Raw genomic sequence first — 25,573 nt, forward strand, 5'->3', positions numbered from 1 at the left:
ACCCTGATGAGGATCATCCTATGATGACAGAGAAACCCCCACGTATAGGAATGATATCGTTAGGGTGCCCGAAAGCTCTGGTCGATTCCGAGCGCATCCTGACCCAGCTGCGCATGGAAGGCTACGAAGTCGTGCCCACCTACGAGGACGCCGACGTGGTGGTGGTCAACACTTGCGGCTTCATCGACAGCGCCAAGGCCGAGTCGCTGGAAGTGATCGGCGAGGCGATCAAGGAAAACGGCAAGGTCATCGTCACCGGTTGCATGGGCGTCGAGGAAGGCAACATCCGCGACGTGCACCCGAGCGTGCTGTCGGTCAGCGGCCCGCAGCAGTACGAGCAGGTGGTCAACGCCGTGCATGAGGTGGTGCCTCCACGCCAGGACCACAACCCACTGATCGACCTGGTACCGCCCCAGGGCGTCAAGCTGACCCCGCGCCACTACGCCTACCTGAAGATTTCCGAAGGCTGCAACCACAGCTGCAGCTTCTGCATCATCCCGTCCATGCGCGGCAAGCTGGTCAGCCGCCCGGTGGGCGAGGTACTGAGCGAGGCCGAGCGCCTGGTCAAGGCCGGGGTCAAGGAAATCCTGGTGATCTCCCAGGACACCAGCGCCTACGGCGTGGACGTCAAGTACAAGACCGACTTCTGGAACGGCCGCCCGGTCAAGACCCGCATGCTCGAGTTGTGCGAAGCCCTGAGCAGCCTGGGCGCCTGGGTGCGTCTGCACTACGTCTACCCGTACCCGAACGTCGACGACGTAATCCCGCTGATGGCTGCCGGCAAGATCCTGCCGTACCTGGACATCCCCTTCCAGCACGCCAGCCCCAAGGTCCTCAAGGCCATGAAGCGCCCGGCCTTCGAAGACCGTACCCTGGCCCGCATCAAGCGCTGGCGCGAGCAGTGCCCGGAACTGGTCATCCGCTCCACCTTCATCGTCGGCTTCCCGGGCGAGACCGAAGAAGACTTCCAGTACCTGCTCGACTGGCTGACCGAAGCCCAGCTCGACCGTGTCGGCTGCTTCCAGTATTCGCCTGTCGAAGGCGCCCCAGCCAACGACCTGGGCCTGGACGAGGTACCGGACGACGTCAAGCAGTCGCGCTGGGACCGCTTCATGGCGCACCAGCAGGCGATCAGCGCCGCACGCCTGCAGCTACGTATCGGCAAGGAAATCGACGTGCTGATCGACGAAGTCGAGGAACAGGGCTCGGTCGGTCGCAGCTTCTTCGACGCGCCGGAAATCGACGGTAGCGTGTTCATCGACGGCGACCACGGCTTCAAACCGGGCGACAAGGTACGCTGCCGCATCGTCGATGCCGACGAGTACGACATGTGGGCCGAGCCTGTCTGAGGCTTTCTACCAGCCACTTAAGATCGTCGGGGCCGGCCTTGCGGCCCTTTCGCGGCACAAGGCCGCTCAGGGTTTGCGCGAACCTGTAGGAGCGGCCTTGTGCCGCGATGGGCTGCGCAGCAGCCCCAGGCAGGCGAAAGCGCTCTCACTGGCAGGGTATTTTTTAGCATCTATGTTTTCCTCTATGCCCCACGAGGAAAGCCCAATGTCATCGCCCCTGACGCTACAGACCCCACACGTGAGCGACTACCCGGAGCTGGTCCGGATCTGGGAAGCGTCGGTGCGTGCCACCCATGATTTCCTGCCAGACGCCTATATCGTGCTGCTGCGCGAATACGTGCTGCGCCGGTACCTCGACGCCGTCATGCTGGTCTGCTGCAAAGACACCGCCAAGCGCATCCGTGGCTTCGCGGGCGTGGCCAACGGGCGACTGGACATGCTGTTCGTGGATCCGGATTTCATCGGCCAGGGTATCGGCAAACGCCTGCTGCGCTATGCCGTCGACGAACTGAACGCCGAGTGCCTGGACGTCAACGAACAAAACCCCAAGGCCCTAGGCTTCTACCTGCATGAGGGCTTCGAAGTCAGTGGCCGCTCGGAAACCGACGGCCTGGGCCAACCCTATCCCCTGCTGCACATGCGGCGTATTCGTACAAAACCTTGAGATTGGGGTGAAGGACGCCGTAAACCTCCCCTGAAATGGCGTAAATGGCGTAGATTCCCAGCCCCAATGCCGCCTGGGCAGGTACAATGTCGGCTTCCCCTGCCCTTATGCGAATCGCTTTCATGTCTGAACCCGTGCGCCTGTCCAAACGCCTCATCGAGCAACTCGGCTGCTCGCGCCGGGAGGCCGAGCTGTATATCGAGGGCGGCTGGGTCACGGTGGACGGCGTGGTGGTCGAACAACCCCAGTACAAGGTCTCCGCCGAACAGGTCGCCCTGCTGCCCGGTGCCCGTGCCGAGCAATTGCCGCCGGTCACCCTGCTGCTCAACCATCTGGCCGGCCAGGACGCCGAGACGGGCCGGGCCAGCATGACCATGGCCACCCTCAGCGAAACCCACCCGCCAGCGGTACGCCCGCTGCACGGGCATTTCGCCCGGCTGACCTGCGTCGCCCCCCTGGAGCCAGGCGCCAGCGGGCTGCAGCTCTATACCCAGGATTGGCGGGTAACGCGCAAGGTCGAGGCGGACCTGCATCGCCTGGAGCAGGAATACATCGTCCAGGTCGAAGGCCAGGCGCCTGCAGAAGCCTTGCAACGCTTGGCCCGGGGTATCACCCGTAGCGGCCAGGAGCTGCCCAAGGCCAAGGCCAGTTGGCAGAACGAAAACCACCTGCGCCTGGCCCTGAAGAACCCACGCCCCGGGCAGATCGGCGCCCTGTGCGCCAGCCTCGGCCTGAAGGTGCTGGGCATGCGTCGTATCCGCCTGGGCGGCGTGTCCATGGGCAAGCTGCCTACCGGCCAATGGCGCTACCTGGCTGTCAACGAACGCTTCTAGCATTACCGCCACGCCATGGTCTGCGTGGCGCTTGAACAGGATCTGTCACATGAACCACAACGATGTCCTGCGTAGCCTGCGCTACATGCTCAAGGTGAACGACGCCAAAATGGCCGAGATCATCGGGCTGTCCGGCCTCGAGGTACACCCGCTGGTACTGGCCACCTACCTGAAGAAAGAGGACGAAGCCGGCTTCGTGCGCTGCCCTGAACGGGTCATGGCGCACTTTCTCGACGGCCTGGTGATCCATCGCCGCGGCCGCGACGACAGCCGCGCACCACAACCGATCGAAGTGCCGGTGAGCAACAACACCATCCTGAAGAAACTGCGCGTAGCCTTCGAGCTCAAGGAAGAAGACCTGCACGAGATTCTCAAGTCGGTGAACTTCCCGGTGTCCAAGCCAGAGCTGAGCGCCCTGTTCCGTAAGGTCGGGCACGACAACTACCGCCCTTGCGGCGACCAGTTGCTGCGCAACTTCCTCAAGGGCCTGACCCTGCGCGTGCGTGGCTGAGTGAGCATGCAGCATACGGTTTCACCGGTCGGTATCGTCCGCTCCTGCTTCAAGGAGAAATTCGCCATCCCGCGCCAACCGCAGTTGGCGCCAGCGGCGCGTGGCGTGCTGGAACTGTTGCCGCCATTCGACCAGGGCGATGCGGTGGCCGGGCTCGAGCAGGTCAGCCATGTCTGGCTGCTGTTCCTGTTCCACCAGGCCCTGGAAGACAAGCCGCGCCTTAAGGTCCGCCCGCCCCGCCTGGGCGGCAACAAGAGCATGGGCGTGTTCGCCACCCGTGCGACCCATAGGCCCAATGGCATTGGCCAGTCGGTGGTGCGCCTGGAAGGCGTGGAACCGGGGCGCCTGCTGCTGTCGGGCATCGACCTGCTCGATGGCACGCCGGTGCTGGATATCAAGCCCTATGTGCCGTACGCCGACCGTATCGACGGCGCCGTCAACCAGATGGCCAGCGATGCACCTGAGGCGATTGCCGTAGGCTGGAGTGAAAGCGCCCTGCCCCAGGCCCATGCCCATGCCGTGCGCCTGGGGGAGCCGTTGGTGGAGCTGATCGAGCAATGCCTGGCGCAGAACCCGCGACCGGCGTACCAGGTGCCGCCGGCCGAGCGGGTGTATGGGGTGAAGTTCTGGGACGTGCAGGTACGCTGGCACTACCCGCAGCCTGATGAGATTCGCGTATTGGAAGTAGTGCAAGACCTTTGATTTGCAGCGCTACCAATGGCCGATCGCGGGGCAAGCCCTATAGAACAACTCATAACTATTTGATATTACGAGCTCTTTGTGGGAGCGGGCTTGTCCCGCGATTAGGCTCGACCCGATATCACCGCCCCTGGCAAGGGCCTCGCCCTTGATCGCGGGACAAGCCCGCTCCTACAGGGGGCAGCACTGATCAATAGTTCTCTGTATTCCACAGGCAATAAAAAACGCAAGCCGAGGCCTGCGTTTTCTTATGCAGCGTGCCGCTTACTTCTCGACGAAGGCACGCTCGATCAGGTAATCGCCCGGCTCGCGCATGCGCGGGGAGATCTTCAGGCCGAAGCTGTCCAGGACCTCGGCGGTCTCGTCGAGCATGCTCGGGCTGCCGCAGATCATGGCGCGGTCGTCCTGCGGGTTGATCGGCGGCAGGCCGATGTCGCTGAACAGCTTGCCGCTGCGCATCAGGTCGGTCAGACGGCCCTGGTTCTCGAACGGCTCACGGGTCACGGTCGGATAGTAGATCAGTTTTTCACGTACCGCATCGCCGAAGAACTCGTTCTGCGGCAGGTGCTCGGTGATGAATTCGCGGTAGGCCACTTCGTTGACGTAGCGTACACCGTGAACCAGGATCACCTTCTCGAAGCGCTCGTAGGTTTCCGGATCCTGGATGACGCTCATGAACGGCGCCAGGCCAGTGCCGGTGCTGAGCAGGTACAGGTGCTTGCCCGGGTTCAGGTCGTCGAGGACCAGCGTACCGGTAGGCTTCTTGCTGATGATGATCTCATCGCCTTCCTTCAGGTGCTGCAGCTGGGAGGTCAGCGGACCATCCGGCACCTTGATGCTGAAGAACTCCAGGTGCTCTTCCCAGTTCGGCGAGGCGATGGAGTAGGCGCGCATGAGCGGGCGACCATTGTCCTGCTGCAGGCCGATCATCACGAACTGACCGTTCTCGAAGCGCAGGCCCGGGTCACGGGTGCACTTGAAGCTGAACAGAGTGTCGTTCCAGTGGTGCACACTGAGGACACGTTCGTGGTTCATGTTGCTCATCTATGGGGCTCCTGAAGAAAGACGCAGCGCGGACCAAGCGCACTATTGCGCGATATTTTAGGGGCAGCGACAATATCTGTTAAATGGATTATCAAGATATGTCTTATCGGTTATATAGATATGCGATTCACGCTTCGTCAGCTACAAGTCTTTGTCGCCGTCGCCCAGCACCAGAGCGTGTCACGGGCGGCGAGCGTCCTGGCGTTGTCGCAATCGGCTGCCAGTACCTCGATCACTGAACTGGAGCGTCAATCCAGCTGCCAGCTGTTCGACCGCGCCGGCAAGCGGTTGAGCCTCAATGCCCTAGGCCACCAGTTGTTGCCCCAGGCCGTGGCCCTGCTCGACCAGGCCAAGGAAATCGAAGACCTGCTCAATGGCAAGACCGGTTTCGGCTCATTGGCGGTCGGTGCCACCCTGACCATCGGCAACTATCTGGCCACCTTGCTCATCGGCAGCTTCATGCAGGGCCACCCCGAGAGCCAGGTCAAGCTCCATGTGCAGAACACCGTACATATCGTGCAGCAGGTGGCCCACTATGAAATTGACCTGGGTCTAATCGAAGGTGACTGCAGCCACCCGGACATCGAGGTGCAGCCATGGGTGGAAGATGAACTGGTCGTGTTCTGTGCGCCGCAGCACCCTTTGGCCAAGGCCGGCTGGGCAGACGTGGAGACACTGTCCCACGAAGCCTGGATCCTGCGCGAACAAGGCTCCGGCACCCGCCTGACCTTCGACCAGGCCATGCGCCACCATCGTGCCAACCTGAACATCCGCCTGGAGCTGGAACACACCGAGGCGATCAAGCGCGCCGTGGAGTCGGGCCTGGGCATCGGCTGCATCTCGCGCCTGGCCCTGCGCGATGCGTTCCGCCGTGGCAGCCTGGTGCCGGTGGAAACCCCGCAACTGGACCTGTCGCGGCAGTTCTATTTCATCTGGCACAAGCAGAAGTACCAGACCTCTGCCATGCGAGAATTCCTCGAACTGTGCCGCAGCTTCACCGCCGGCGTCAGCCGCAGCGACGAGATCGTCCTGCCGCCGATCGCCTGATCAGAGCAGGATCACGCCCCACACCAGCGCCACCATGGTCATGGCGACCAGTTGGGCGGCGCTGCCCATGTCCTTGGCGTTCTTCGACAAGGGGTGACGCTCCAGGGAGATGCGGTCGATGGCTGCCTCCACCGCCGAGTTGAGCAGTTCGACGATCAACCCCAGCAGGCAGACGGCGATGAGGATCGCCCGCTCCACACGGGTGACCGGCAGCCAGAACGCCAGGGGAATCAGCACCAGGTTGGCGATCACCAGTTGACGGAACGCGGCCTCGCCCTTGAAGGCGGCACGCAGGCCGTCCAGCGAATAGCCGGCGGCGTTGAAGATACGTTTGAGGCCGGTCTGGCCCTTGAATGGCGACATGGGAGTCACTTCACCGGTAAAGGGCCGGCAGATTAGTCCAACCCGAGTCAAAAAAGCGTGAACGGACGGGGACTTAGCTGCTCGCAACCGATTCCAGTTGTTGCAGCAGCAAGGCCGCCTGGGTGCGGGTACGCACGCCGAGCTTGCGGAAGATCGCCGTCACGTGGGCCTTGATGGTCGCCTCCGAGACATTCAGCTCATAGGCGATCTGTTTGTTCAGCAAACCTTCGCAGACCATCGTCAACACCCGGAACTGCTGCGGCGTGAGGCTCGCCAGACCTTCGCTGGCGGCCTTGGCTTCGGCCGAGACATCAACCTTCTCGAACGCCTGGGGCGGCCACCAGACTTCGCCGTCGAGCACTTTCTGCACGGCCTCCTGGATAACGTCCAGGTTGCTGGATTTAGGAATGAAGCCACTGGCGCCGAACTCGCGGGACTTGACCACCACGGCCGCTTCTTCCTGGGCCGACACCATCACCACCGGGATCTGCGGGTACTGCCCACGCAGCAGGACCAGGCCGGAGAAACCATAGGCACCGGGCATGTTCAGGTCCAGTAGGACCAAGTCCCAATCGGCCTTCTCGGTCAGGCGGGTTTCCAGTTCGGCGATGCTCGCCACCTCGACCAGGCGCACGTCGGGCCCCAGGCCGAGGGTAACGGCCTGGCGCAGGGCGCTGCGGAACAGTGGGTGGTCATCGGCAATCAGGATTTCGTATGTGGCCATCGATCTATGGATCCTGTTCTGTGCCAGGCGCTAGAGGGGTGGAGGAAGCACCAGGCAGGCAACTCAAGGCGCGAACGGCAGGGCCGCCGGCCGGTAAGGCACGGCGAAGTCCGGGGTAACAGCATCTTCGTCGTGCCCGAATCGGCGCCAAGAATGCCGAGCACGCTCCGGGTGGTCAAGCCAATCGCCCGGTCGTCCTCGCCTTCCTGGCTGCCAGCCCGGACATTATGAACCAATCCGGCGCACCTGCCCCTTGGACTATAGGAAGGTATGCAAGCGCTGGTGGGTATCGTCCTGCAAGTCCAGCGGCAAATGCCGCTTGGCACTGAGGTAATGCAGGCTGAAGACGTCCAGGTAGGCATCCAAGGCCCGGGCGGCCTGCTGATCGCCGGCCAGCTCCAGGCACATGGCGGCAACCTCGGCCGTGCAGAAATGGTCGTCACGCTTGGAACGACGCAGGCGATAGCGCGACATCTGCTCGGCCTGCAGGCTCAGCACCGGGAAGCGGTCAAGGTACGGGCTCTTGCGGAACATCTTGCGGGCTTCGGTCCAGGTCGCATCGAGCAGGATGAACAGCGGCCGCTTGCCAGGCTCACGCACCACGTCGCTGACCACCCGCTCCGGCGCCACGAACTCGCCCGGGAAAACGATATAGGGCTGCCACTGGGGGTCATCGAGCAAGGCCAAAAGGCGCGGGTCGACCTCGGTGCGCTGCCAGCCAAACGCTGCGGTATCTTCGACCAGGTCGGCAATCAGCCAGCCGGTGTTGGTCGGCTTCAACGGCTCGGTATCGTGCATCACCAGGCACACCCCGGCGTCGGCTTGCACCTTGGGCTTGAGGGCGCATAGACAATGGCTGGCGATCACCCGGCAATCCGGACAGCGCAGGGCGCGCGAGCCACGGGCAATGAAAGGTTTGTTGCTGCGGGCCAGGCGCTCGGCGCGCAGGCGCGCTACCGCGTGGCTCATGGCTGCAAGCCTCTGGGGAGATAAGGAACGGACACTGCGACAACTCGGCGAGAAACGAGCTGCCAGTCTACCAGAGGCGGCGTCATTTGCCGTGCAGGCGGCCGGACGCCTCCTTTATAATCACGCTTTTGCGACCTGGGATCCCCATCGATGCGGGGGCCACGGAACGCCGCTCGCCGGCGCAGGTCAAAGTGCCAGTCATCGAACCAGGAGAGATTCATGCTGCGTTTTACCATCCCGGCCTTGAGCCTGTTGCTCGCCCTGCCCCTGGCGGCCCAGGCAGCCTCCAAGCAGGAATACGAGCTCAACCAGATGCTGGAGAAGGTCGCCAAGGAAAGCAGCGTCGGCACGCCCCGCGCCATCAACGAAGATATTCTCGACCAGGGCTACACAGTCGAGAAAGGCAAGGCACTGGTCAACCACCTGAGCGTGCGCGAGAGCCATGCCGAGCGAATGCGCGCCAACCCGGAGCAAGTGCGCAGCCAGCTGGGTGACAGCGTTTGCCGTAACAACGGCTACCGTCAGCTGATGTCCAAGGGCGCCGTACTGGTCTACCGATTCACCGTGTACAAGACCAACCAGCCGATCATGGATCAGGCGTTCGATAACGCCAGTTGCGTAGCAGGCAACAAGAAGAAGTAATCAGGCCACCCGGCCGTTGTCATTGGCGCGCCGCTGCTCTTCGTCGGCGCGCAGCTCTGCCAGCAGGGCCTGAAGGTAGCGCGACCGCCGCTCGCCGTCGCCCAACCTGCGCAGGCACTCCGCTTCAAGGCTCAGGTGGTTGGCCTGAGCTGCCCGCTTCAGCAGCAGGTACAGCTGCCTATCCACCTCGATCACCAGCCGATGCATATCGCAACCTCCTGCATCGAGACGCCGCGCCTTCAGTTAACCAGAGCTTCGCAAGGCTTGGATCCGATCCGACGAGTGGAGATTGTTCGTTCTGTTTTGCCTGTTTGCGTGACCTTCGCCTGGCCTGGGTCACCCGAGGCAGCACGTTCGCGCGCCAGGGTCTAGATTGATAGCAACCCCCATATATTTCCGGCAAACCGAGGAGAATGCCGAGGGCACGGTATTTGCGGTCCAAAATAAAACGACAACGTGATGGATTTGCCACTGCACCACGGCCTTGAAGGCCTACTGCAATGCTCGGTGTGCACACTCGAGCTAGAGCAGCCAGCGACACACGCAGTGTCGCGGCCGGGATACGCCATCGACCCGGTCAGAGGTTCTGCTGCAGAAGGAGACGTTGAATGCCTTACCAACCGAACGAACTCTTGTTCAATCACTTCAGGGACAACGGTATCGACCTGAGCAAGATTGAAGAACAGCTGCAACTGGTCGCCCCCGGCAGCCCCAACCTACCGCTGTACCGCGACATGATGTTGACCATCCTGCGTATGGCCCACGACGACAGCAACCGCTGGAATGCCAAGATCACCTTGCAGGCCCTGCGCGAACTCGACCATTCCTTCCGCACCCTGGAACGCTACAAGGGGCGGCGCAAGGTCACGGTGTTCGGCTCGGCACGTACGCCGCTGGAGCACCCCATGTATGCCCTGGCCCGAGAGCTGGGAGCGACCCTGGCCCGCTCGGACCTGATGGTCATCACCGGGGCCGGCGGCGGCATCATGGCTGCCGCCCATGAAGGCGCTGGCACCGAGCACAGCCTGGGTTTCAATATCACGCTGCCTTTCGAGCAGCATGCCAACGCCACGGTGGACGGCACGGAGAAGCTGCTGTCGTTCCACTTCTTCTTCATCCGCAAGCTGTTCTTCGTCAAGGAAGCCGACGCGCTGGTCCTGTGCCCGGGCGGCTTCGGTACCCTCGATGAAGCACTGGAAGTGCTCACCTTGATCCAGACCGGCAAGAGCCCGCTGGTGCCAGTGGTGCTGCTGGACTCGCCTGGTGGTAGCTTCTGGCGCGACGCCCTGGCGTTCATCAGCCGGCAACTGGAAGAAAACCGCTACATCCTGCCCAGCGATCTGAAACTGCTACGCCTGGTGCATAGCGCCGACGAAGCCGTCGAGGAGATCAACCAGTTCTACAGCAACTACCACTCCAGCCGCTGGCTGAAAAACCAGTTCGTCATCCGCATGCACCACCCGTTGAGCGACGCGGCGCTCTATGACATCCAGGAGGGGTTCGCGGACCTGCGCCTGAGCGGCAAATACCACCAACAGCCTGATAGCGGACTTGAACACGAGGTTGGCAATTTCAGCCATCTCACGCGGCTGACCTTCGCCTTCAACGGTCGAGACCAAGGCCGCCTGCGCGAGCTGGTGGACTTCATCAACCTGCCGGAAAACTGGGCCAAGCCGCAGCCGATGCATACCACCCAACGGGCGCGGGAGGCGCTGAAGGTCGATTGAAGGAGCAATAATGCTCAGTCGTCCAGATCCCGACCGCTGAGCAGGCGGCCGATGAGTTCCATGGGGAAGCCACGGTAAGCCAGGAATCGGGTCTGCTGGGCACGGCTACGAGGGTCATGAGGGCGCTGCCCGGCGAACTTGCGTTGCCAGACATCCTGCAACCGGGCCGCCCAGTCCACCCCGCTGTCACGCAGGGCCTGGTCGATATCAGCACGGTTCAGGCCACGCTGGCCAAGCTCTTCGCGAATACGCGCGGGGCCATAGCCGGCATTGGAGCGGTAGGAGATGAAACTTTCGAGATAGCGGGCCTCACTGAGCAGCCCTTCTTCGGCAAGCCGATCGAGCGCAGGCTCGATCAGCTCATCCGGCGCGCCGCGCTGACGCAGTTTTCGCGTCAGCTCGACACGACCATGCTCGCGACGTGCGAGCAGGTCCATGGCTGTCCGTCGAACGGCGACGGGGGTGTCGAGTACGACGGACATGGAGCCACTCAATAACCAGCGTCGGCGTCAGCCATGTCGTCGGCATCGGCCTCGGCGGCAGCAGCCTTGCCTGCAGCAGCGACGGCACCCGCGTTGAGCAGCTTCTCGCGGATCTGCTTCTCGATCTCGGCGCCCACGGCTGGGTTCTCTTGCAGGAACTTGGCGGCGTTCGCCTTGCCCTGGCCGATCTTGTTGCCTTGGTAGCTGTACCAGGCACCGGACTTCTCCACCAGGCCTTGGGCCACGCCCAGGTCGATGATTTCGCCGTTGCGATAGATACCCTTGCCGTAGAGGATCTGGAACTCGGCCTGGCGGAACGGTGGCGAAACCTTGTTCTTGACGATCTTGACGCGAGTTTCGCTGCCCACGACTTCGTCGCCTTCCTTGACCGCGCCAGTACGACGGATGTCCAGGCGCACAGAGGCGTAGAACTTCAGGGCGTTACCACCGGTGGTGGTTTCCGGGCTGCCGAACATCACGCCGATCTTCATACGGATCTGGTTAATGAAGATGACCAGGCAGTTGGCGTTCTTGATGTTACCGGTGATCTTGCGCAGCGCCTGGGACATCAGGCGAGCCTGCAGGCCCACGTGCATGTCGCCCATCTCGCCTTCGATCTCGGCCTTGGGTACCAGAGCCGCCACGGAGTCGACGATGATCACGTCGACGGCGTTGGAGCGCACCAGCATGTCGGTGATTTCCAGGGCCTGTTCACCGGTATCCGGCTGGGAAACCAGCAGGTCGTCGACATTGACACCCAGCTTGCCGGCATATTCCGGGTCGAGGGCGTGTTCGGCGTCGACGAAGGCGCAGGTGGCGCCATTCTTCTGGGCTTCGGCAATGACCGACAGGGTCAGCGTGGTCTTACCCGAGGATTCCGGGCCATAGATCTCGACGATACGGCCTTTTGGCAGGCCGCCGATGCCCAAGGCGATGTCCAGGCCCAGGGAGCCGGTGGAGATGGCTGGAATGGCCTGACGCTCGTGATCGCCCATGCGCATGACTGCGCCCTTGCCGAACTGGCGTTCGATTTGACCCAGGGCCGCAGCCAAGGCGCGCTTCTTGTTGTCGTCCATTGAAATCCTCACGTGATCGACTGGCGGCCCTGGGGCCGGGAATACCTGTATAAGTAGCCAGTATTATTCCACAGGGATACGATTCCGCAAACCCCCGCCAGCGATTTACTCCGCTCCAAGCTGTAACAAGCCGTCTAACGCGGCGATCACCGTCTGTCGGCGCACCGCTTCGCGGTCACCGTCGAAGTGCCGGCGCTCACTGGTCACATGGGCGCCGTCGGCCCAGGCCAGCCATACGGTACCCACCGGTTTGGCCGGTGAACCGCCGTCCGGCCCGGCCACGCCACTGACCGCCACGGCAAAGCGCGCCCCGCTGGCAGCCTGGGCCCCGCGGACCATGGCCTCGACCACTTCCTGGCTGACGGCGCCCACGTCGGCGAACAGCGCTTCAGGCACCCCCAGCTGACGGGTCTTCTGGCGATTGGAGTAGGTCACGTAGCCGGCCTCGAACCAGGCCGAGCTCCCGGGGATGCGGGTGATGGCCTCGGCGATGCCCCCACCGGTGCAGGATTCAGCAGTGGTCACCTGGGCTTTGAAGCGCCGCAGGTGCTCGCCCAAGCGGGTGGAGAGAACGGTGATCGGGTCCATGGTGTACTCCTTGAAGACTGCTCGTCACCCTAGCACAGACGCCGCGAACGGAGAGCGGCCATGCATCAATGCGGCTCCTGCAAGCTCCTACACACAATAGGAATAAATTCAGTTAAATCAAGATCGCCCCAAAAGCACCCGGCGATGTTTCCACGCAATCAAGAGTGCAACAAAAATAAACCCCATGGCGGCGAGGGTACAAAGCACCACTGCCTGCCAAATCGATTCGTTATTCCAAGCCACGACCTGTTGATTGAAGTTATCATCGAAAAGCACCTTCCCTTCTGGGCTCACTAACGCTCGAAGCACAGTCTCTTGCTCACCCACTTCAATGGTCATACGCAGCCTTGAACCTATTCGCAGTTTTTCTCGTTCATAAACGCCAGCATCCAAAAAAGCCGATTGGACCTGCCTCCCCTCCTGATCAATATAGGAAACACCAAATCTGAGCACCGAACGATTATATTCCCACGGAGAAGCATAGCCATTAATCCATGCCTCTACAGTGACCAAATTTTTCGCATCCGGCGGCATATAGGTTCTGAGGCCGCTATGGTAAAGTGCCGCCATCGCTAAAAGGGTTACCCCTACCAGCAAGACATTCAAGACCTGCACCTTAGGGGGTTGTGTTTTAAGCAGTGCGGCAAATTGAGCAATCGACGACATTTAATACCTGAGCACGTTCGTGGCTATGAACCGACGGACATTCAATGGTAACGATCGATACCAAAAGCGCCCTGCGGGCTGACAATTTCAATAGGCCCAATATCGATTCGCCATCCCGGTGGCTCCGGGAGCGGAAAAATCATAGGCCCTGAATGTCCGTTCTCGATGTAGCCTCCAGTAGACCCTATAGTGCCGCTATAAAGATGCCGGCTTTTTCCTACAAGTGTAACAACACGTGTACTTGGATCCCACTGGTTAACTGCGATGCGGTTCCCATAGAGAGAGTCGATTTGCGCTAGCGATACAAGCTTCAAGTCAGGGGCCACCCAGTAATTGGGGTACGCCGACTTCGGATTGGCACGAAAATGCCTTTCCCATAATGGTTTCAGCAGGGTGGCATGCAACTTCGTCGCTACATCTGACAAAACAATGCCCGCTACGTTAGCGCCTATGCCCATCGCAACGAACGGGAGAGATGCTTGAGCGGCGCCAGTCAGCAACATCACACTCCCCACGACACCCGCCACATTCCCGACCAAACTAAGAATATCGCCAGCTTCAAAAGTTTTATTCGTACGATATTGAGCCGTTATTTTCAGAAACACCGTCGTCGCCGCAAGCGTATTCGTTTTGATATTGAGAAACGGAGTAAACCCAGCGGTCAATTTCACGATCGAGATTACACCCGCCACCGCCGCTCCTGTCTGGGCATTTTGATTGACGAGGGCGAACCCCTTCTTGTCACTATTGTACTGGTCGATCAGTGAAGTACCGGCCGCTGCCACGCCCACGGGTTTGTCGACATACCCCAAAATAATTTCAACCGTCCTGGCCATGCGCCTTACTCCTTGATCAACGTTTTGAACGCCACGCTCATGCGCAATCTGTTGCAACTCGTCGCTGGCGCTCTTGCGCCATGGGGAATTTCGCCATCGAACACCACGACTCGCCTTGGTTTAGGTTGGACGGCCCTGAGAATCGTTTCCTTGTCATCACCGTAGAACATCAATTCGCCGCCCCAGCAGGTAGCCCAATGCTCACTGCAGAACAGCATCACGGTGCGTCCCGGTTCCTCGGCTGTATTGTCCCGATGTATAGGACCATCCTGGCCACTGGTCTGGCCGTTGGCGTACACACCCAATAACGTTGCCTCAGGCATGTGAACCGCTTTTATTCGCGCCCAAAAATCAGCCAGGAATGCCCAATCCGGTCGTGATCGTAATTCAGGCTCGCAGTCCTCCAGTTCGTTTCGCTGCGTACCTGCGATGAAGCTGTGCCAACACGGGCGCTCGAGCGGAGAATACGGATAGGGCCACCCGTAACGCCAAACGGCACCACTCAATAGTCCAAGTAACTTGGCGTGCTCATCCCCCGTCAATCCATCATCTATGACACATATATTCTGGTAGGCCGTTAACGCAGTCATTCTCTACCCTCCTCGTCTGGCTCATGGCTGTGCCGATGAACGTTAGGGTGCTTTCGCAGCCATCGGCATAGGGAAAACCCTGCGCGTGACCACCCTCTTCACAGGCATGCCTTGCCGTAGCGAACAACGAAGTCGAGAACACTTACCGATCCTGGGAAACATCCTTCAATCCCAGCCGCCTGGCTGCCCAGCGCTCGTAAAAACCGATGGCGATGTCGGCCCCCGACAGCGCGGTCATGCACCCCAAGGCACAAGCACTCCAGATCGAGATACCGCTGGCATACGACAACATGACAGTCGAAACACCACAGATCATGCACGCCCCGGATCGCAACGCCAGCCGTCGCATTAAGGACCAGCCTCGAGCACCGGCCTTGTCGGCCCGCCACATCTCGCCACAGAGTCCGCCCACCAACGCCAGAACGATCACCAGCCAGAACGGCACCTCCAGCAACATTGGTTGCTCGTTCATCACTGCCCCGCCTCCTATATGAATTCCAAAGGCCTCCATCACCGCCATTCCGTAATTCATTCAGCGGCTTCGCAGACAAAATATGCATCAATGCATAGACGGTCAATGCATTTCATCATGCTTTTATGCATATGGATTTTGCCGTTATGCATGCAAGCCATACGCGACACGGCTTGTAGGGATTTTCCACAGGCAAAAAAAAACCCGCCGAAGCGGGTTTTCTTGAAATTGGCTGTCGATCAGCGGGCGTACATACCCCACCAGAACACATGTCCCAGCAGGCTGATCTGTTCGTCCTGCATCTGCTGGAAGCTGTAATCTTCGTCGGGGTGCTCGTCGCGGTTGAAGCTGCGCAGGCGGATGCCAGTGGGCAGGCGATAGACCTGCTTCACCCGCAGCTGGCCGTTGTGGTTGATGGCATAGAGGTCGCCATCGATGATGTCGCCAATGGAGCACTTGCCGGTGTTGACGCCTACCGTTGCCCCATCGCGCAGCACCGGCAACATGCTGTTGCCCCGTACCGTCACGCACTTGGCCTGGTCGAACTGCACGCCATTGTGGCGCAGGCTGCGCTTGCCGAAACGCAGGCGCGCGCGTTCGCTTTCCTCGATGACGAATCGTCCTGATCCTGCTGCCAACTCGACCTCTCGAAGGAAGGGAACGGAAACCTCGTCGTCCTCGACCGGGGTTTCGTCGTCCCACAGGCTGATGTCGCTCAGCTCCGCATGGCCATGGGCCGGCTGCGCCGACTCGCGAAGCTCGCGGGTCTCGCCCAGCTCGGCACGGCCTCTCAGCTGATCGGTACTCACGCCGAAATAATCGGCGATCTTCGACACGTGCTTGTCGGACGGGTCGACGATCTTCTCGCTGAGGATGCGCGACAAGGTGGATTGGGGAACGCCCGTGCGCCGGTGCAGCTCCGTCGGGGACAGGCCGTGGCGATCGAGCAGTGCTCTGAGTACGGTGGCAACGTTGCGTTTTTGCATACCGTGCATCATGGATGTGCTGCAACGCAAATGCAATCCATGCAGGCCATTTCTCTTGTCGTTCCCCATGAACAAGCAATTCCTTGTAGGCTCATGGGCCCGGTGGCGCAGGATGATTTCGCCTGCCAACAGAAGGACAAGAACAACAATGATCGGCTTTACCTTCCGCCAGCTCGAATACTTCGTGGCCACTGCCGAACAAGGCAGCGTCAGTGCCGCGGCCCGGGCCAAGCATATTTCGCAACCTTCGGTGTCGCTGGCGATCTCCCAGCTCGAGGCGATCCTGGGCGAGAAGCTGTTCCTGCGCCAGGCCAGCCGCGGCCTGGAACTGAGCCCGGCCGGGCGCCAGCTGCTCGAGCAGGCGCGCGAAATCCTGGCCATGGCTGCTGGCATCGGCACAGCGGGGGATGAACCGGAAGTGCTGCGCGGCAACCTGAGCCTGATCTGCTTCCAGGACCTGGGCCCCTGGTACGCGCCACGCCTGCTCAGCGGCTTTCGCCAGCGTCACCCGGAAGTCGCCATCACCCTGTTCGAGACCGACCTGGCGGGTGTCAACCGACGCTTGAACGATGGGAAGGCAGAACTGGCGCTGACCTATGACGTGGGCCTGGACCCGCAGATCGAGCGGCGTGTGCTGGCGCAGGTGGCGCCCTATGCCCTGTTGCCGGTGGACCACCCCTTGGCCCGCCAGGAACAGGTCTCGCTGGCTGAGCTGGCCGAGGAATGCCTGATCCTGGAAGACATCGCCCGCACCCGTGAATACTTCCTGTCGCTGTTCTGGGCCCATGACCTGCAGCCACGTTCCCAGCAACTGACCCAGACCTTCGAGATGCAACGTGGACTGGTCGCCCATGGCTATGGCGTGGCGTTATCCTGCACCCGCCCCGCGGGGGACCAGAGCTACGATGGCCGGCCATTGGCGTGCCGGCCCTTGCGCGAAGCGGTCAGCCCGCAGTCGGTGGTGCTGGCGCAGTCCAGCGCCATGCGCCCCTCGCCTGCGGCCCAGGCATTCCTGCGCTGGGCCAGCGAGCTGTTTTCCGTCTGACTCAGGCACTGACCGGTGCCGGGCGCGGCTGGCGCGCCACCCACAACCAGTAGCCCACCGACAGCAGGGCTAGCCAGCCGAGGCCGACGTACATCGCCGTGCGGGTATCCGGGAACCAGCCCAGCACGCCGAAGATGAACAGCATGAACACGATGGCCAGGGCCGGCCCTACCGGCCACAGCGGCACCGGGAAGTCCAGGGCGGCGATTTCCTCGCGGCTCATGCCACGGCGCATGGCGACCTGCGAGAGCAGGATCATCAGCCACACCCAGACGATCGAGAAGGTCACCACAGCGGCCAGGATGAGGAACAGGTTCTCCGGCACCAGATAGTTGAGCACCACACCCAGCAGCAAAGCGACGCCCATCACCACCACGGTCATCCATGGCACGCCGAAGCGCGACAGCCGCGAGAAGCCCGACGGTGCCTGGCCGTTCTGGGCCATGCCATACATCATGCGCCCGGCGCTGAAGATGTCACTGTTGATCGCCGACACCGCCGCCGAAATGACCACGATATTGAGCAGGGTCGCCGCCGAGCCGATGCCCAGGCCACTGAAGATCTGCACGAACGGGCTGCCCTGGCTACCGATCTTGGTCCAGGGGTAGATGGCCATCAGCACCACCAGGGTCAGCACATAGAACAGCAGGATGCGCAGCGGCACCGAATTGATCGCCTTGGGCAGCACGCGCTTGGGGTCCTTGGCTTCGCCGGCGGTGATACCGATCATCTCGACGCCGCCGAAGGCGAACATCACCACGGTGAAGGAGGCGATCATCCCGCCGATGCCGTTGGGGAAGAACCCACCGTGACTCCACAGGTTGGACAGCCCCGTGACGGTCTCGGCGCCATTACCCAGCTGGATGCCGAACAGCAGCACCGCGCCACCGGCCAGGATCATCGCGATGATCGCAGTGACCTTGAGCAGCGACAACCAGAACTCCATTTCACCGAACACCTTGACGCTGCACAGGTTCAGCGCGCCGATGAAGCAGACGATACCCAGCACCCAGATCCAGCGCGGAGTGTCGGGGAACCACAGGCCCATGTAAACACCGAAGGCGGTGACGTCCGCCAGGCACACTACCAGCATGGAAAACGCATAGCTCCAGCCGGTGAGAAACCCCAGGTAGCGCCCCAGGTACTGACTGGTGTACTGCCCGAACGAGCCGGACACCGGGTTGCGCACGGCCATCTCGCCGAGGGCGCGCATCATCATGTAGATGGCCGCACCACCGATCAGGTAGGCCAGCAGCACCGACGGCCCGGCCAGCTTGATCGCCGACGCCGAGCCATAGAACAGCCCCGTGCCGATCGCCGAGCCCAGCGCCATGAAGCGGATGTGCCGGGTACTCAGGCCCCGTCGCAGGTTGTTGTGGTCGTTCATCCCAGGGACTCCTCGTTGTTCTTGTTCTTGGCCGGCAGTCGCGCTGCCGTGGAAGGGTTCACGCAAGGCCCGGAAACCGCAGGGCGCAGGGCTATTAACCGGCCAATCGAAAGGCAAGACAACAAGATGGGGCATACAGAATAGCTATAGTGACGAATAGGAATTCTATGATTTACCCGGCCCTCGCCGGCACCCGATGCTGGTGCCACGACAACAACAAGGAGAGGGCTGCCCCATGAATCCCCACATCGAAGACTACCAGCGCGACGGCGCCGTGATCCTGCGTGGCGTGTTCAAGGACTGGATCGAACGCCTGCGCGAAGGCTTCGAGCAGAACCTGGCCGAACCCAGCGCCTTTGCCATCGAGAACGTCGGCTCCGGCGAAGGCGGTCGGTTCTTCGAGGACTACTGCAACTGGCAGCGCATCCCCGCGTTCACCGACTTCGTGCTCAACTCTCCCGCCGCGGGCCTGGCCGGCGAACTGATGGGCGCCCAGCAGGTGCAAGTGTTCCACGACCACATCCTGGTCAAGGAGCCCGGCACCGCCAAGCCCACCCCCTGGCACCAGGACCTGCCCTACTACTGCGTCGACGGCCTGCAGACCGCCAGCTACTGGATCCCCCTGGACCCGGTCACCCGCCACAACACCCTGAGCGTGGTGCTTGGCTCGCACCGCTGGCCCAAGCCGGTGCGCCCCAAACGCTGGGCCAGCAACCAGGACTTCTACGGCGCCACCGACGCCGACGGCCAGAACCTGTACATGGACATGCCGGATGTAGAGAACGGCGAATACCAGATCCTGTCGCCGGAATTGGAGCCGGGCGATGCCATCGTCTTCGACTTCCGCACCGTGCACGGCGCGGCGGGTAACACCGGCACCGGCAGGCGCCGGGCCTTCTCCACCCGCTTTTTGGGCGACGACGTGCGCTACGTGCAGCGCCCCGGCCGCACCTCACCGCCCTTCCCGGGCATCAACCTGCGCGACGGCGAGCGCATGCGCGAAGACTGGTTCCCGGTGGTCTGGCAACGCAGCTGAAAGCGCGCTGCCCCGCGCCCGCCCGCGCGGGGCAACGCCGCTTCGATGATCAACGAAGTGGCCTGGGCGCCTGTGCCCGGCAGGCAAGAACCTGTAGACTTGGGCGTTTCGCATTTTGTCTGAGACGCACAGCTTCAAGGCCTTGAATGTCTGACCTTTCCGCACACACACCAATGATGCAGCAGTACTGGAAGCTGAAGAACCAGCACCCAGACCAGCTGATGTTCTACCGCATGGGCGATTTCTACGAGATCTTCTACGAAGACGCGAAGAAAGCCGCCAAACTGCTGGATATCACCCTGACCGCCCGTGGCCAGTCCGCCGGCCAGTCGATCCCCATGTGCGGGATCCCGTTCCATTCGGTGGAAGGTTACCTGGCCAAGCTGGTCAAGCTCGGCGAGTCGGTGGTGATCTGCGAGCAGATCGGCGACCCGGCCACCAGCAAGGGGCCGGTGGAGCGCCAGGTGGTGCGGATCATCACCCCCGGCACGGTCAGCGACGAGGCCCTGCTCGACGAGCGCCGCGACAACCTGATTGCCGCGCTGCTGGGCGATGAGCGCCTGTTCGGCCTGGCAGTGCTGGACATCACCAGCGGTAACTTCACCGTCCAGGAAATCAAGGGCTGGGAAAACCTGCTGGCCGAGCTCGAGCGCATCAACCCGGTGGAACTGCTGATCCCCGACGACTGGCCCCAGGGCCTGCCGGCGGAAAAGCGCCCGGGTTGCCGCCGCCGCGCGCCGTGGGACTTCGACCGCGACTCGGCCCGTAAAAGCCTGTGCCAGCAGTTCGCGACCCAGGACCTCAAGGGCTTTGGCTGCGACAAGCTGACCCTGGCCATCGGCGCCGCCGGCTGCCTGTTGACCTATGCCAAGGAAACCCAGCGCACCACCCTGCCGCACTTGCGCAGCCTGCGCCATGAGCGCATGGACGACACGGTGATCCTGGACGGCGCCAGCCGCCGCAACCTGGAGCTGGACGTCAACCTGGCCGGTGGCCGCGACAATACCCTGCAATCGGTCATCGACCGTTGCCAGACCGCCATGGCCAGCCGTTTGCTGACCCGTTGGCTGAACCGCCCGCTGCGCGACCTGAAAGTGCTCAAGGCACGCCAGGACTCGATCCGCTGCCTGCTCGACGGCTACCGCTTCGAGAAGCTGCAGCCGCAGCTCAAGGAAATCGGCGACATCGAGCGGATCCTGGCCCGTATCGGCCTGCGCAACGCCCGCCCGCGTGACCTAGCCCGCCTGCGCGATGCCCTGGGCGCCCTGCCCGAGCTGCAGAACGCCATGGCCGAGCTGGAGGCCCCGCACCTGGCACGCCTGGCGGCGATCACCGGCACCTACCCGGAACTGGCCAGCCTGCTGGAACGGGCGATCATCGACAACCCGCCGGCGGTGATCCGCGACGGCGGTGTACTCAAGACCGGCTACGACAGCGAGCTGGACGAGCTGCTGGCCATGAGCGAAAACGCCGGCCAGTTCCTCATCGACCTGGAAGCGCGGGAAAAAGCCCGTACGGGCCTGGCCAACCTCAAGGTCGGCTACAACCGCGTGCATGGCTACTATATCGAACTGCCCACCAAGCAGGCCGAGCAGGCGCCGGGCGACTACATCCGCCGCCAGACCCTCAAAGGTGCCGAGCGCTTCATCACCCCCGAGCTCAAGGCGTTCGAGGACAAGGCGCTGTCGGCCAAGAGCCGCGCCCTGGCGCGCGAGAAGATGCTCTACGACGCCTTGCTCGAGACCCTGATCGGCCACCTGGCCCCGTTGCAGGACAGCGCCGCTGCCCTGGCCGAGCTGGATGTGCTGAGCAACCTGGCCGAGCGCGCGCTGAACCTGGACCTCAACTGCCCGACCTTCGTCGACGAGCCCTGCCTGCGCATCGAACAGGGCCGCCACCCGGTGGTCGAGCAGGTGTTGACCACGCCGTTCGTGGCCAACGACCTGGCGTTGGACAACAACACGCGCATGCTGATCATCACCGGCCCGAACATGGGCGGTAAGTCCACCTACATGCGCCAGACCGCGCTAATCGTACTGATGGCGCATATCGGCAGCTTCGTACCTGCAGCGCGCTGCGAGCTGTCGCTGGTCGACCGCATCTTCACCCGTATCGGCTCGAGCGACGACCTGGCTGGTGGGCGCTCGACCTTCATGGTCGAGATGAGCGAAACCGCCAACATCCTGCATAACGCCACCGACCGCAGCCTGGTGCTGATGGACGAAGTCGGCCGTGGCACCAGCACCTTCGATGGCCTGTCGCTGGCCTGGGCCGCCGCCGAGCGCCTGGCCCAGCTGCGTGCCTACACGCTGTTCGCCACGCACTACTTCGAGCTGACCGTGCTGCCGGAGAGCGAGCCGCTGGTGGCCAACGTGCATCTGAACGCCACCGAACACAACGAACGCATCGTCTTCCTGCACCACGTACTGCCTGGTCCGGCCAGCCAGAGCTACGGCCTGGCCGTGGCGCAGCTGGCCGGCGTGCCGGCGCCGGTGATCCAACGTGCCCGCGAGCACTTGGGCCGCCTGGAAACGGCCAGCCTGCCCCATGAGCAACCGGTCAAAGTTGCCAAGGGCGAGCCGCAGGTGCCGCACCAGAGCGACCTGTTCGCCAGCCTGCCACACCCGGCCATCGAGAAGCTGGGCAAGCTGGACCTGGACGAGATGACACCGCGCCAAGCTATCGAAACGCTATATCAACTGAAAAACCTGTTATAACGGCGCCCACAACAAGCTGGTAGAATCCGCCGCGGTTTGCCGGTGCTGCAGGTTATTAGCCTGGCCTGCAGCCAACTGCCTGTAAACCGCGCGGCCCGTTAGAGGAAGGGCCGCCGCCGTCGCCTGAGGAGAGAACTAGAAATGACCTTCGTCGTCACCGACAACTGCATCAAATGCAAATACACCGACTGCGTGGAAGTCTGTCCGGTGGACTGCTTCTACGAAGGCCCGAACTTCCTGGTGATTCACCCGGACGAGTGCATTGACTGCGCCCTGTGTGAACCAGAATGCCCGGCCCAAGCCATTTTCTCGGAAGACGAAGTACCTGCCGGCATGGAGAACTTCCTCGAGCTGAACGCCGAACTGGCGGAGATCTGGCCGAACATCACCGAGCGCAAGGACCCGCTGCCTGACGCCGAAGAATGGGATGGCAAGCCTGGCAAGATCGCGGATCTGGAACGCTAAGCGTCCGAACCTGAAGGCCCGAAAGGGCCTTTTTTATTGCCTGCAAAACATGTGCAGGCTTTACCCTTGTAGGAGCGGCCTTGTGCCGCGATCGGCTGCGCCGCAGCCGTAAAGCCTGCGTGCACGATTACCTGGTATATCGAGGTGGCTGATTTTACGGCTACTGCGCAGCCGATCGCGGCACAAGGCCGCTCCTACAAGGGGCGTGGATTCATGCGACTTTTCTACAGGCAAAAAAAGGGGCGGTTTGACCCGCCCACATTTTTTCCGTAGTCCCTGCTTGTCCCAATCATCATCCTGATGAATCGCTTCTTGCGATGTCCCTGACTTTCATCCTTGAAAGCCTGTGTCAGTCCGTCGACACAGTTCGAATACTAGCCATTCCAGTTTGGCGAGCAAGGGTCAAACCTCTCAAAACAATTCAGTGGACACATCTTTTCACACCTAAAAAATCCTCAATTATCAGTACGTTAGGATTTCAAGCCCGGTGGAAACGACAATGATTTACTGATCCCTACAGAAAAGTCCTACATGACAGGTAAGCAATCTCTTACAAGCGCTGCTACAACGGTAGCGAAGTAAACATTCTCGCCCACGAACAAAAACGCCCCGGGGTCATCGGGGCGTTTGTCAAAGCAGCGGCGCTTACTGGAACAGGGACTCGCTGGAGAGCCCGTTCTTCTCGAGGATCTCGCGCAGGCGCTTGAGCCCCTCGACCTGGATCTGCCGCACCCGCTCACGGGTCAGGCCGATTTCCAGGCCGACATCCTCCAAGGTGCTGCTCTCATGCCCGCGCAGACCGAATCGGCGTACCACCACCTCACGCTGTTTGTCGGTCAGCTCGCCCAACCACTGGTCGATGCTCTGGGACAGGTCATCATCCTGGAGCAACTCGCATGGGTCGGTCGGGCGGTCATCCGTCAAGGTGTCGAGCAGCGTCTTGTCGGAGTCCGGGCCGAGCGAGACGTCCACCGAAGAAACCCGTTCGTTGAGCCCAAGCATGCGCTTGACCTCCGCGACCGGTTTTTCCAGCAGGCTGGCGATTTCTTCCGGGGAGGGCTCGTGGTCGAGCTTCTGGGTCAACTCCCGTGCCGCGCGCAGGTAGACGTTGAGCTCCTTGACCACGTGGATCGGCAGGCGAATGGTGCGGGTCTGGTTCATGATCGCCCGCTCGATGGTCTGGCGGATCCACCAGGTGGCGTAGGTCGAGAAGCGGAAACCTCGCTCGGGGTCGAACTTCTCCACCGCCCGGATCAACCCCAGGTTGCCCTCCTCGATCAAATCGAGCAACGACAGGCCACGGTTGACGTAACGGCGAGCGATCTTGACCACCAGGCGCAGGTTGCTCTCGATCATGCGCTTGCGACCAGCCGGGTCCCCTTTCTGCGACAGGCGCGCATAGTGCACTTCCTCTTCGGGAGAAAGCAGCGGGGAGAAACCGATCTCGTTGAGATACAACTGGGTGGCATCGAGCGCCCGGCTGTAATCGATGTACTTGTGTTGCTTGAGCGATGAGCCTTGTTTGGCCTTGGTCCGAACCGAAGGTACAGCAGGTTCGTCTGACACCACATCCGTTTCCAAAACGATGCCTGTCTCCATCAGAAGGAGGTCATCGTCGATGTCAAACTCCGGCACTTCTTTGCTGAGAGCCATTGTTATAGTCCTTTGCTGAGTTCGAACTCAGGCTCGAGCGGCACCTGTTTCCCTGGCAGCGCTGGAGCCTGTCCCCTCTACGTCAGTGGGAACAGGCCGGGGCAAAGATCAACGACGTGGCAGGAACTGGAGCGGATCGACGGGTTTGCCCTGGCGGCGAATCTCGAAATGCAGCTTCACCCGATCAGTGCCCGTTGACCCCATTTCAGCGATCGTCTGCCCTGCCTTGACCTGCTGTCCCTCCCGAACCAAAAGCCTGCGGTTATGACCGTAGGCACTGACGTAGGTATCGCTGTGCTTGATGATGATCAGCTCGCCGTAGCCCCTCAAACCACTCCCGGCGTACACCACTGAACCACCAGACGCAGCAAAAACAGGCTGTCCCAAATCACCGGCGATATCAATGCCTTTATTCAAACTACCGTTTGAAGCGAATTTTCCAATCAGCACGCCATTGGCAGGCCACGTCCACCCGCCCACGGAGCGCTCTGCGGCAGGCACCTGGGTGACCACTGGAGCCGGTGTCGCAGGTACCGGCGTGGCCGGCCGGCTGCTCGCAGGAGGCGTGGCCGGGGTGCCCACAGGGCGGCGGGTGACGGTGGTCCTGCTGGACGAGGAAGGGCTGGACACCACCCGGGTCGTGCCGGTGGCGCCACTGCTGAAACGGATGGCCTGGCCGGGGCGGATGGTATAGGGGGCGGCGATGTTGTTGCGTGCGGCCAGTTCCTTATAGTCCCAGCCATAGCGGAAGGCGATGGAATACAAAGTGTCGCCGGGCTTGACCACATAATGCCCGGACGTGACGGTGGGGCGCTTGGGTACCGTGTTGTTGCGATCCACCACACGCGCGTTGTTGGAACCGGTGCTGGAGCAGCCAGCCAGCGTTGTGGCCATGGCCAGGGCAATCACCAGAAGCCTGAAAAACGACTGATCCTTGCGTTGCCGCATGATTGTGTGCCCCACCCGCGCTCCCCTCATGGTGCCGAAACGATGACGATACGA

Annotated in this window: 28 protein-coding genes; 12 read left to right on the forward strand and 16 right to left on the reverse strand. The window is 61.8% G+C overall.

The window, feature by feature from the left end; all coding sequences use genetic code 11:
• Window positions 1-23 precede the first annotated feature (23 nt).
• The 5 genes from rimO to tsaA all read left to right on the forward strand — a co-directional run bounded on the left by rimO (window position 24) and on the right by tsaA (window position 4,059).
• The gene (rimO, locus tag K8374_RS17900; protein WP_224456617.1) at window positions 24-1,349 is read left to right on the forward strand and encodes a 30S ribosomal protein S12 methylthiotransferase RimO; all 1,326 of its coding nucleotides are present in this window, start codon (window positions 24-26) and stop codon (window positions 1,347-1,349) included.
• A gap of 205 nt (window positions 1,350-1,554) precedes the next feature.
• Complete coding sequence (locus K8374_RS17905) at window positions 1,555-2,013, forward strand: GNAT family N-acetyltransferase (protein WP_224456618.1); 459 nt, start codon at window positions 1,555-1,557, stop codon at window positions 2,011-2,013.
• Window positions 2,014-2,135: 122 nt separating this feature from the next.
• A complete protein-coding gene (locus tag K8374_RS17910; RefSeq protein ID WP_224456619.1) occupies window positions 2,136-2,846 on the forward strand; it encodes an rRNA pseudouridine synthase in 711 nt (236 codons plus the stop codon).
• Between the two features lie 49 nt (window positions 2,847-2,895).
• Window positions 2,896-3,357 (forward strand): DUF1456 family protein, encoded by a 462-nt coding sequence (locus K8374_RS17915; protein WP_224456620.1) that lies wholly within the window; start codon window positions 2,896-2,898, stop codon window positions 3,355-3,357.
• 6 nt (window positions 3,358-3,363) lie between these two features.
• A complete protein-coding gene (gene tsaA / locus K8374_RS17920; protein ID WP_224456621.1) occupies window positions 3,364-4,059 on the forward strand; it encodes a tRNA (N6-threonylcarbamoyladenosine(37)-N6)-methyltransferase TrmO in 696 nt (231 codons plus the stop codon).
• Between the two features lie 261 nt (window positions 4,060-4,320).
• On the opposite strand, the gene fpr is transcribed toward tsaA, so the two are convergent.
• Window positions 4,321-5,100: a ferredoxin--NADP reductase gene (gene fpr / locus K8374_RS17925; RefSeq protein WP_196144878.1), complete on the reverse strand. Its 780-nt coding sequence runs from the start codon at window positions 5,098-5,100 to the stop codon at window positions 4,321-4,323.
• A gap of 120 nt (window positions 5,101-5,220) precedes the next feature.
• On the opposite strand from fpr, the gene K8374_RS17930 reads away from it, so the two are divergent.
• Window positions 5,221-6,147, forward strand: coding sequence for a LysR family transcriptional regulator (locus tag K8374_RS17930; protein WP_084854461.1), 927 nt, complete (start codon window positions 5,221-5,223; stop codon window positions 6,145-6,147).
• Here K8374_RS17930 and K8374_RS17935 read toward each other — a convergent pair whose 3' ends face one another.
• The 3 genes from K8374_RS17935 to K8374_RS17945 form a co-directional block, all read right to left on the reverse strand.
• Window positions 6,148-6,510 carry a diacylglycerol kinase gene (locus K8374_RS17935; protein ID WP_084854460.1) on the reverse strand — a complete coding sequence of 121 codons (363 nt, stop codon included), beginning with the start codon at window positions 6,508-6,510 and terminating at the stop codon, window positions 6,148-6,150. It lies immediately after the preceding gene.
• 73 nt (window positions 6,511-6,583) lie between these two features.
• Entirely contained in the window at window positions 6,584-7,234 is a 651-nt protein-coding gene (gene erdR, locus K8374_RS17940; protein ID WP_224456622.1) for a response regulator transcription factor ErdR, read from the reverse strand.
• A 258-nt stretch (window positions 7,235-7,492) separates the two neighbouring features.
• The gene (locus K8374_RS17945; protein ID WP_224456623.1) at window positions 7,493-8,203 is read right to left on the reverse strand and encodes a tRNA-uridine aminocarboxypropyltransferase; all 711 of its coding nucleotides are present in this window, start codon (window positions 8,201-8,203) and stop codon (window positions 7,493-7,495) included.
• 219 nt (window positions 8,204-8,422) lie between these two features.
• On the opposite strand from K8374_RS17945, the gene K8374_RS17950 reads away from it, so the two are divergent.
• The gene (locus tag K8374_RS17950; protein ID WP_084854457.1) at window positions 8,423-8,845 is read left to right on the forward strand and encodes a quorum-sensing-regulated virulence factor family protein; all 423 of its coding nucleotides are present in this window, start codon (window positions 8,423-8,425) and stop codon (window positions 8,843-8,845) included.
• Here the strand turns inward: K8374_RS17950 and K8374_RS17955 are convergent, their stop codons facing one another.
• Window positions 8,846-9,052, reverse strand: coding sequence for a hypothetical protein (locus K8374_RS17955; RefSeq protein ID WP_224456624.1), 207 nt, complete (start codon window positions 9,050-9,052; stop codon window positions 8,846-8,848).
• 401 nt (window positions 9,053-9,453) lie between these two features.
• On the opposite strand from K8374_RS17955, the gene K8374_RS17960 reads away from it, so the two are divergent.
• On the forward strand, window positions 9,454-10,572 hold the full coding sequence (locus K8374_RS17960) for an LOG family protein (protein WP_224456625.1): 1,119 nt from the start codon (window positions 9,454-9,456) through the stop codon (window positions 10,570-10,572).
• Between the two features lie 14 nt (window positions 10,573-10,586).
• Here K8374_RS17960 and recX read toward each other — a convergent pair whose 3' ends face one another.
• The 8 genes from recX to K8374_RS18000 all read right to left on the reverse strand — a co-directional run bounded on the left by recX (window position 10,587) and on the right by K8374_RS18000 (window position 16,268).
• Window positions 10,587-11,054, reverse strand: a complete 468-nt coding sequence (gene recX / locus K8374_RS17965; RefSeq protein ID WP_224456626.1) for a recombination regulator RecX — start codon at window positions 11,052-11,054, stop codon at window positions 10,587-10,589.
• Window positions 11,055-11,062: 8 nt separating this feature from the next.
• A complete protein-coding gene (gene recA, locus K8374_RS17970) occupies window positions 11,063-12,130 on the reverse strand; it encodes a recombinase RecA (protein ID WP_084854453.1) in 1,068 nt (355 codons plus the stop codon).
• Window positions 12,131-12,235: 105 nt separating this feature from the next.
• Window positions 12,236-12,718, reverse strand: coding sequence for a CinA family protein (locus tag K8374_RS17975; protein ID WP_224456627.1), 483 nt, complete (start codon window positions 12,716-12,718; stop codon window positions 12,236-12,238).
• A gap of 117 nt (window positions 12,719-12,835) precedes the next feature.
• Complete coding sequence (locus K8374_RS17980) at window positions 12,836-13,384, reverse strand: hypothetical protein (RefSeq protein WP_224456628.1); 549 nt, start codon at window positions 13,382-13,384, stop codon at window positions 12,836-12,838.
• A 41-nt stretch (window positions 13,385-13,425) separates the two neighbouring features.
• Entirely contained in the window at window positions 13,426-14,220 is a 795-nt protein-coding gene (locus K8374_RS17985) for a hypothetical protein (protein ID WP_224456629.1), read from the reverse strand.
• A 5-nt stretch (window positions 14,221-14,225) separates the two neighbouring features.
• Window positions 14,226-14,810, reverse strand: a complete 585-nt coding sequence (locus K8374_RS17990; RefSeq protein WP_224456630.1) for a 2OG-Fe(II) oxygenase — start codon at window positions 14,808-14,810, stop codon at window positions 14,226-14,228.
• A 142-nt stretch (window positions 14,811-14,952) separates the two neighbouring features.
• Window positions 14,953-15,285 carry a phage holin family protein gene (locus K8374_RS17995; protein WP_224459355.1) on the reverse strand — a complete coding sequence of 111 codons (333 nt, stop codon included), beginning with the start codon at window positions 15,283-15,285 and terminating at the stop codon, window positions 14,953-14,955.
• A 236-nt stretch (window positions 15,286-15,521) separates the two neighbouring features.
• A complete protein-coding gene (locus tag K8374_RS18000; protein WP_084854426.1) occupies window positions 15,522-16,268 on the reverse strand; it encodes an XRE family transcriptional regulator in 747 nt (248 codons plus the stop codon).
• Window positions 16,269-16,416: 148 nt separating this feature from the next.
• On the opposite strand from K8374_RS18000, the gene K8374_RS18005 reads away from it, so the two are divergent.
• Entirely contained in the window at window positions 16,417-17,313 is an 897-nt protein-coding gene (locus tag K8374_RS18005) for a LysR substrate-binding domain-containing protein (protein ID WP_224456631.1), read from the forward strand.
• Window position 17,314: 1 nt separating this feature from the next.
• Here the strand turns inward: K8374_RS18005 and K8374_RS18010 are convergent, their stop codons facing one another.
• Complete coding sequence (locus K8374_RS18010) at window positions 17,315-18,700, reverse strand: amino acid permease (RefSeq protein ID WP_224456632.1); 1,386 nt, start codon at window positions 18,698-18,700, stop codon at window positions 17,315-17,317.
• 235 nt (window positions 18,701-18,935) lie between these two features.
• Between K8374_RS18010 and K8374_RS18015 the strand changes: the two genes are divergently transcribed.
• The 3 genes from K8374_RS18015 (at window position 18,936) to fdxA (ending at window position 22,918) form a co-directional block, all read left to right on the forward strand.
• A complete protein-coding gene (locus K8374_RS18015) occupies window positions 18,936-19,736 on the forward strand; it encodes a phytanoyl-CoA dioxygenase family protein (RefSeq protein WP_084854420.1) in 801 nt (266 codons plus the stop codon).
• Between the two features lie 146 nt (window positions 19,737-19,882).
• Entirely contained in the window at window positions 19,883-22,453 is a 2,571-nt protein-coding gene (mutS, locus tag K8374_RS18020) for a DNA mismatch repair protein MutS (RefSeq protein ID WP_224456633.1), read from the forward strand.
• A gap of 141 nt (window positions 22,454-22,594) precedes the next feature.
• Window positions 22,595-22,918, forward strand: coding sequence for a ferredoxin FdxA (gene fdxA, locus K8374_RS18025; RefSeq protein WP_054891051.1), 324 nt, complete (start codon window positions 22,595-22,597; stop codon window positions 22,916-22,918).
• 645 nt (window positions 22,919-23,563) lie between these two features.
• Here fdxA and rpoS read toward each other — a convergent pair.
• Together rpoS and K8374_RS18035 are read right to left on the reverse strand one after the other, a co-directional pair.
• Window positions 23,564-24,571, reverse strand: coding sequence for an RNA polymerase sigma factor RpoS (gene rpoS / locus K8374_RS18030; RefSeq protein ID WP_084854413.1), 1,008 nt, complete (start codon window positions 24,569-24,571; stop codon window positions 23,564-23,566).
• 108 nt (window positions 24,572-24,679) lie between these two features.
• Window positions 24,680-25,534: a peptidoglycan DD-metalloendopeptidase family protein gene (locus K8374_RS18035; RefSeq protein ID WP_224456634.1), complete on the reverse strand. Its 855-nt coding sequence runs from the start codon at window positions 25,532-25,534 to the stop codon at window positions 24,680-24,682.
• Between the last annotated feature and the right edge of the window lie 39 nt (window positions 25,535-25,573).

Source organism: Pseudomonas sp. p1(2021b), assembly GCF_020151015.1.
GTDB lineage: Bacteria > Pseudomonadota > Gammaproteobacteria > Pseudomonadales > Pseudomonadaceae > Aquipseudomonas > Aquipseudomonas putida_K.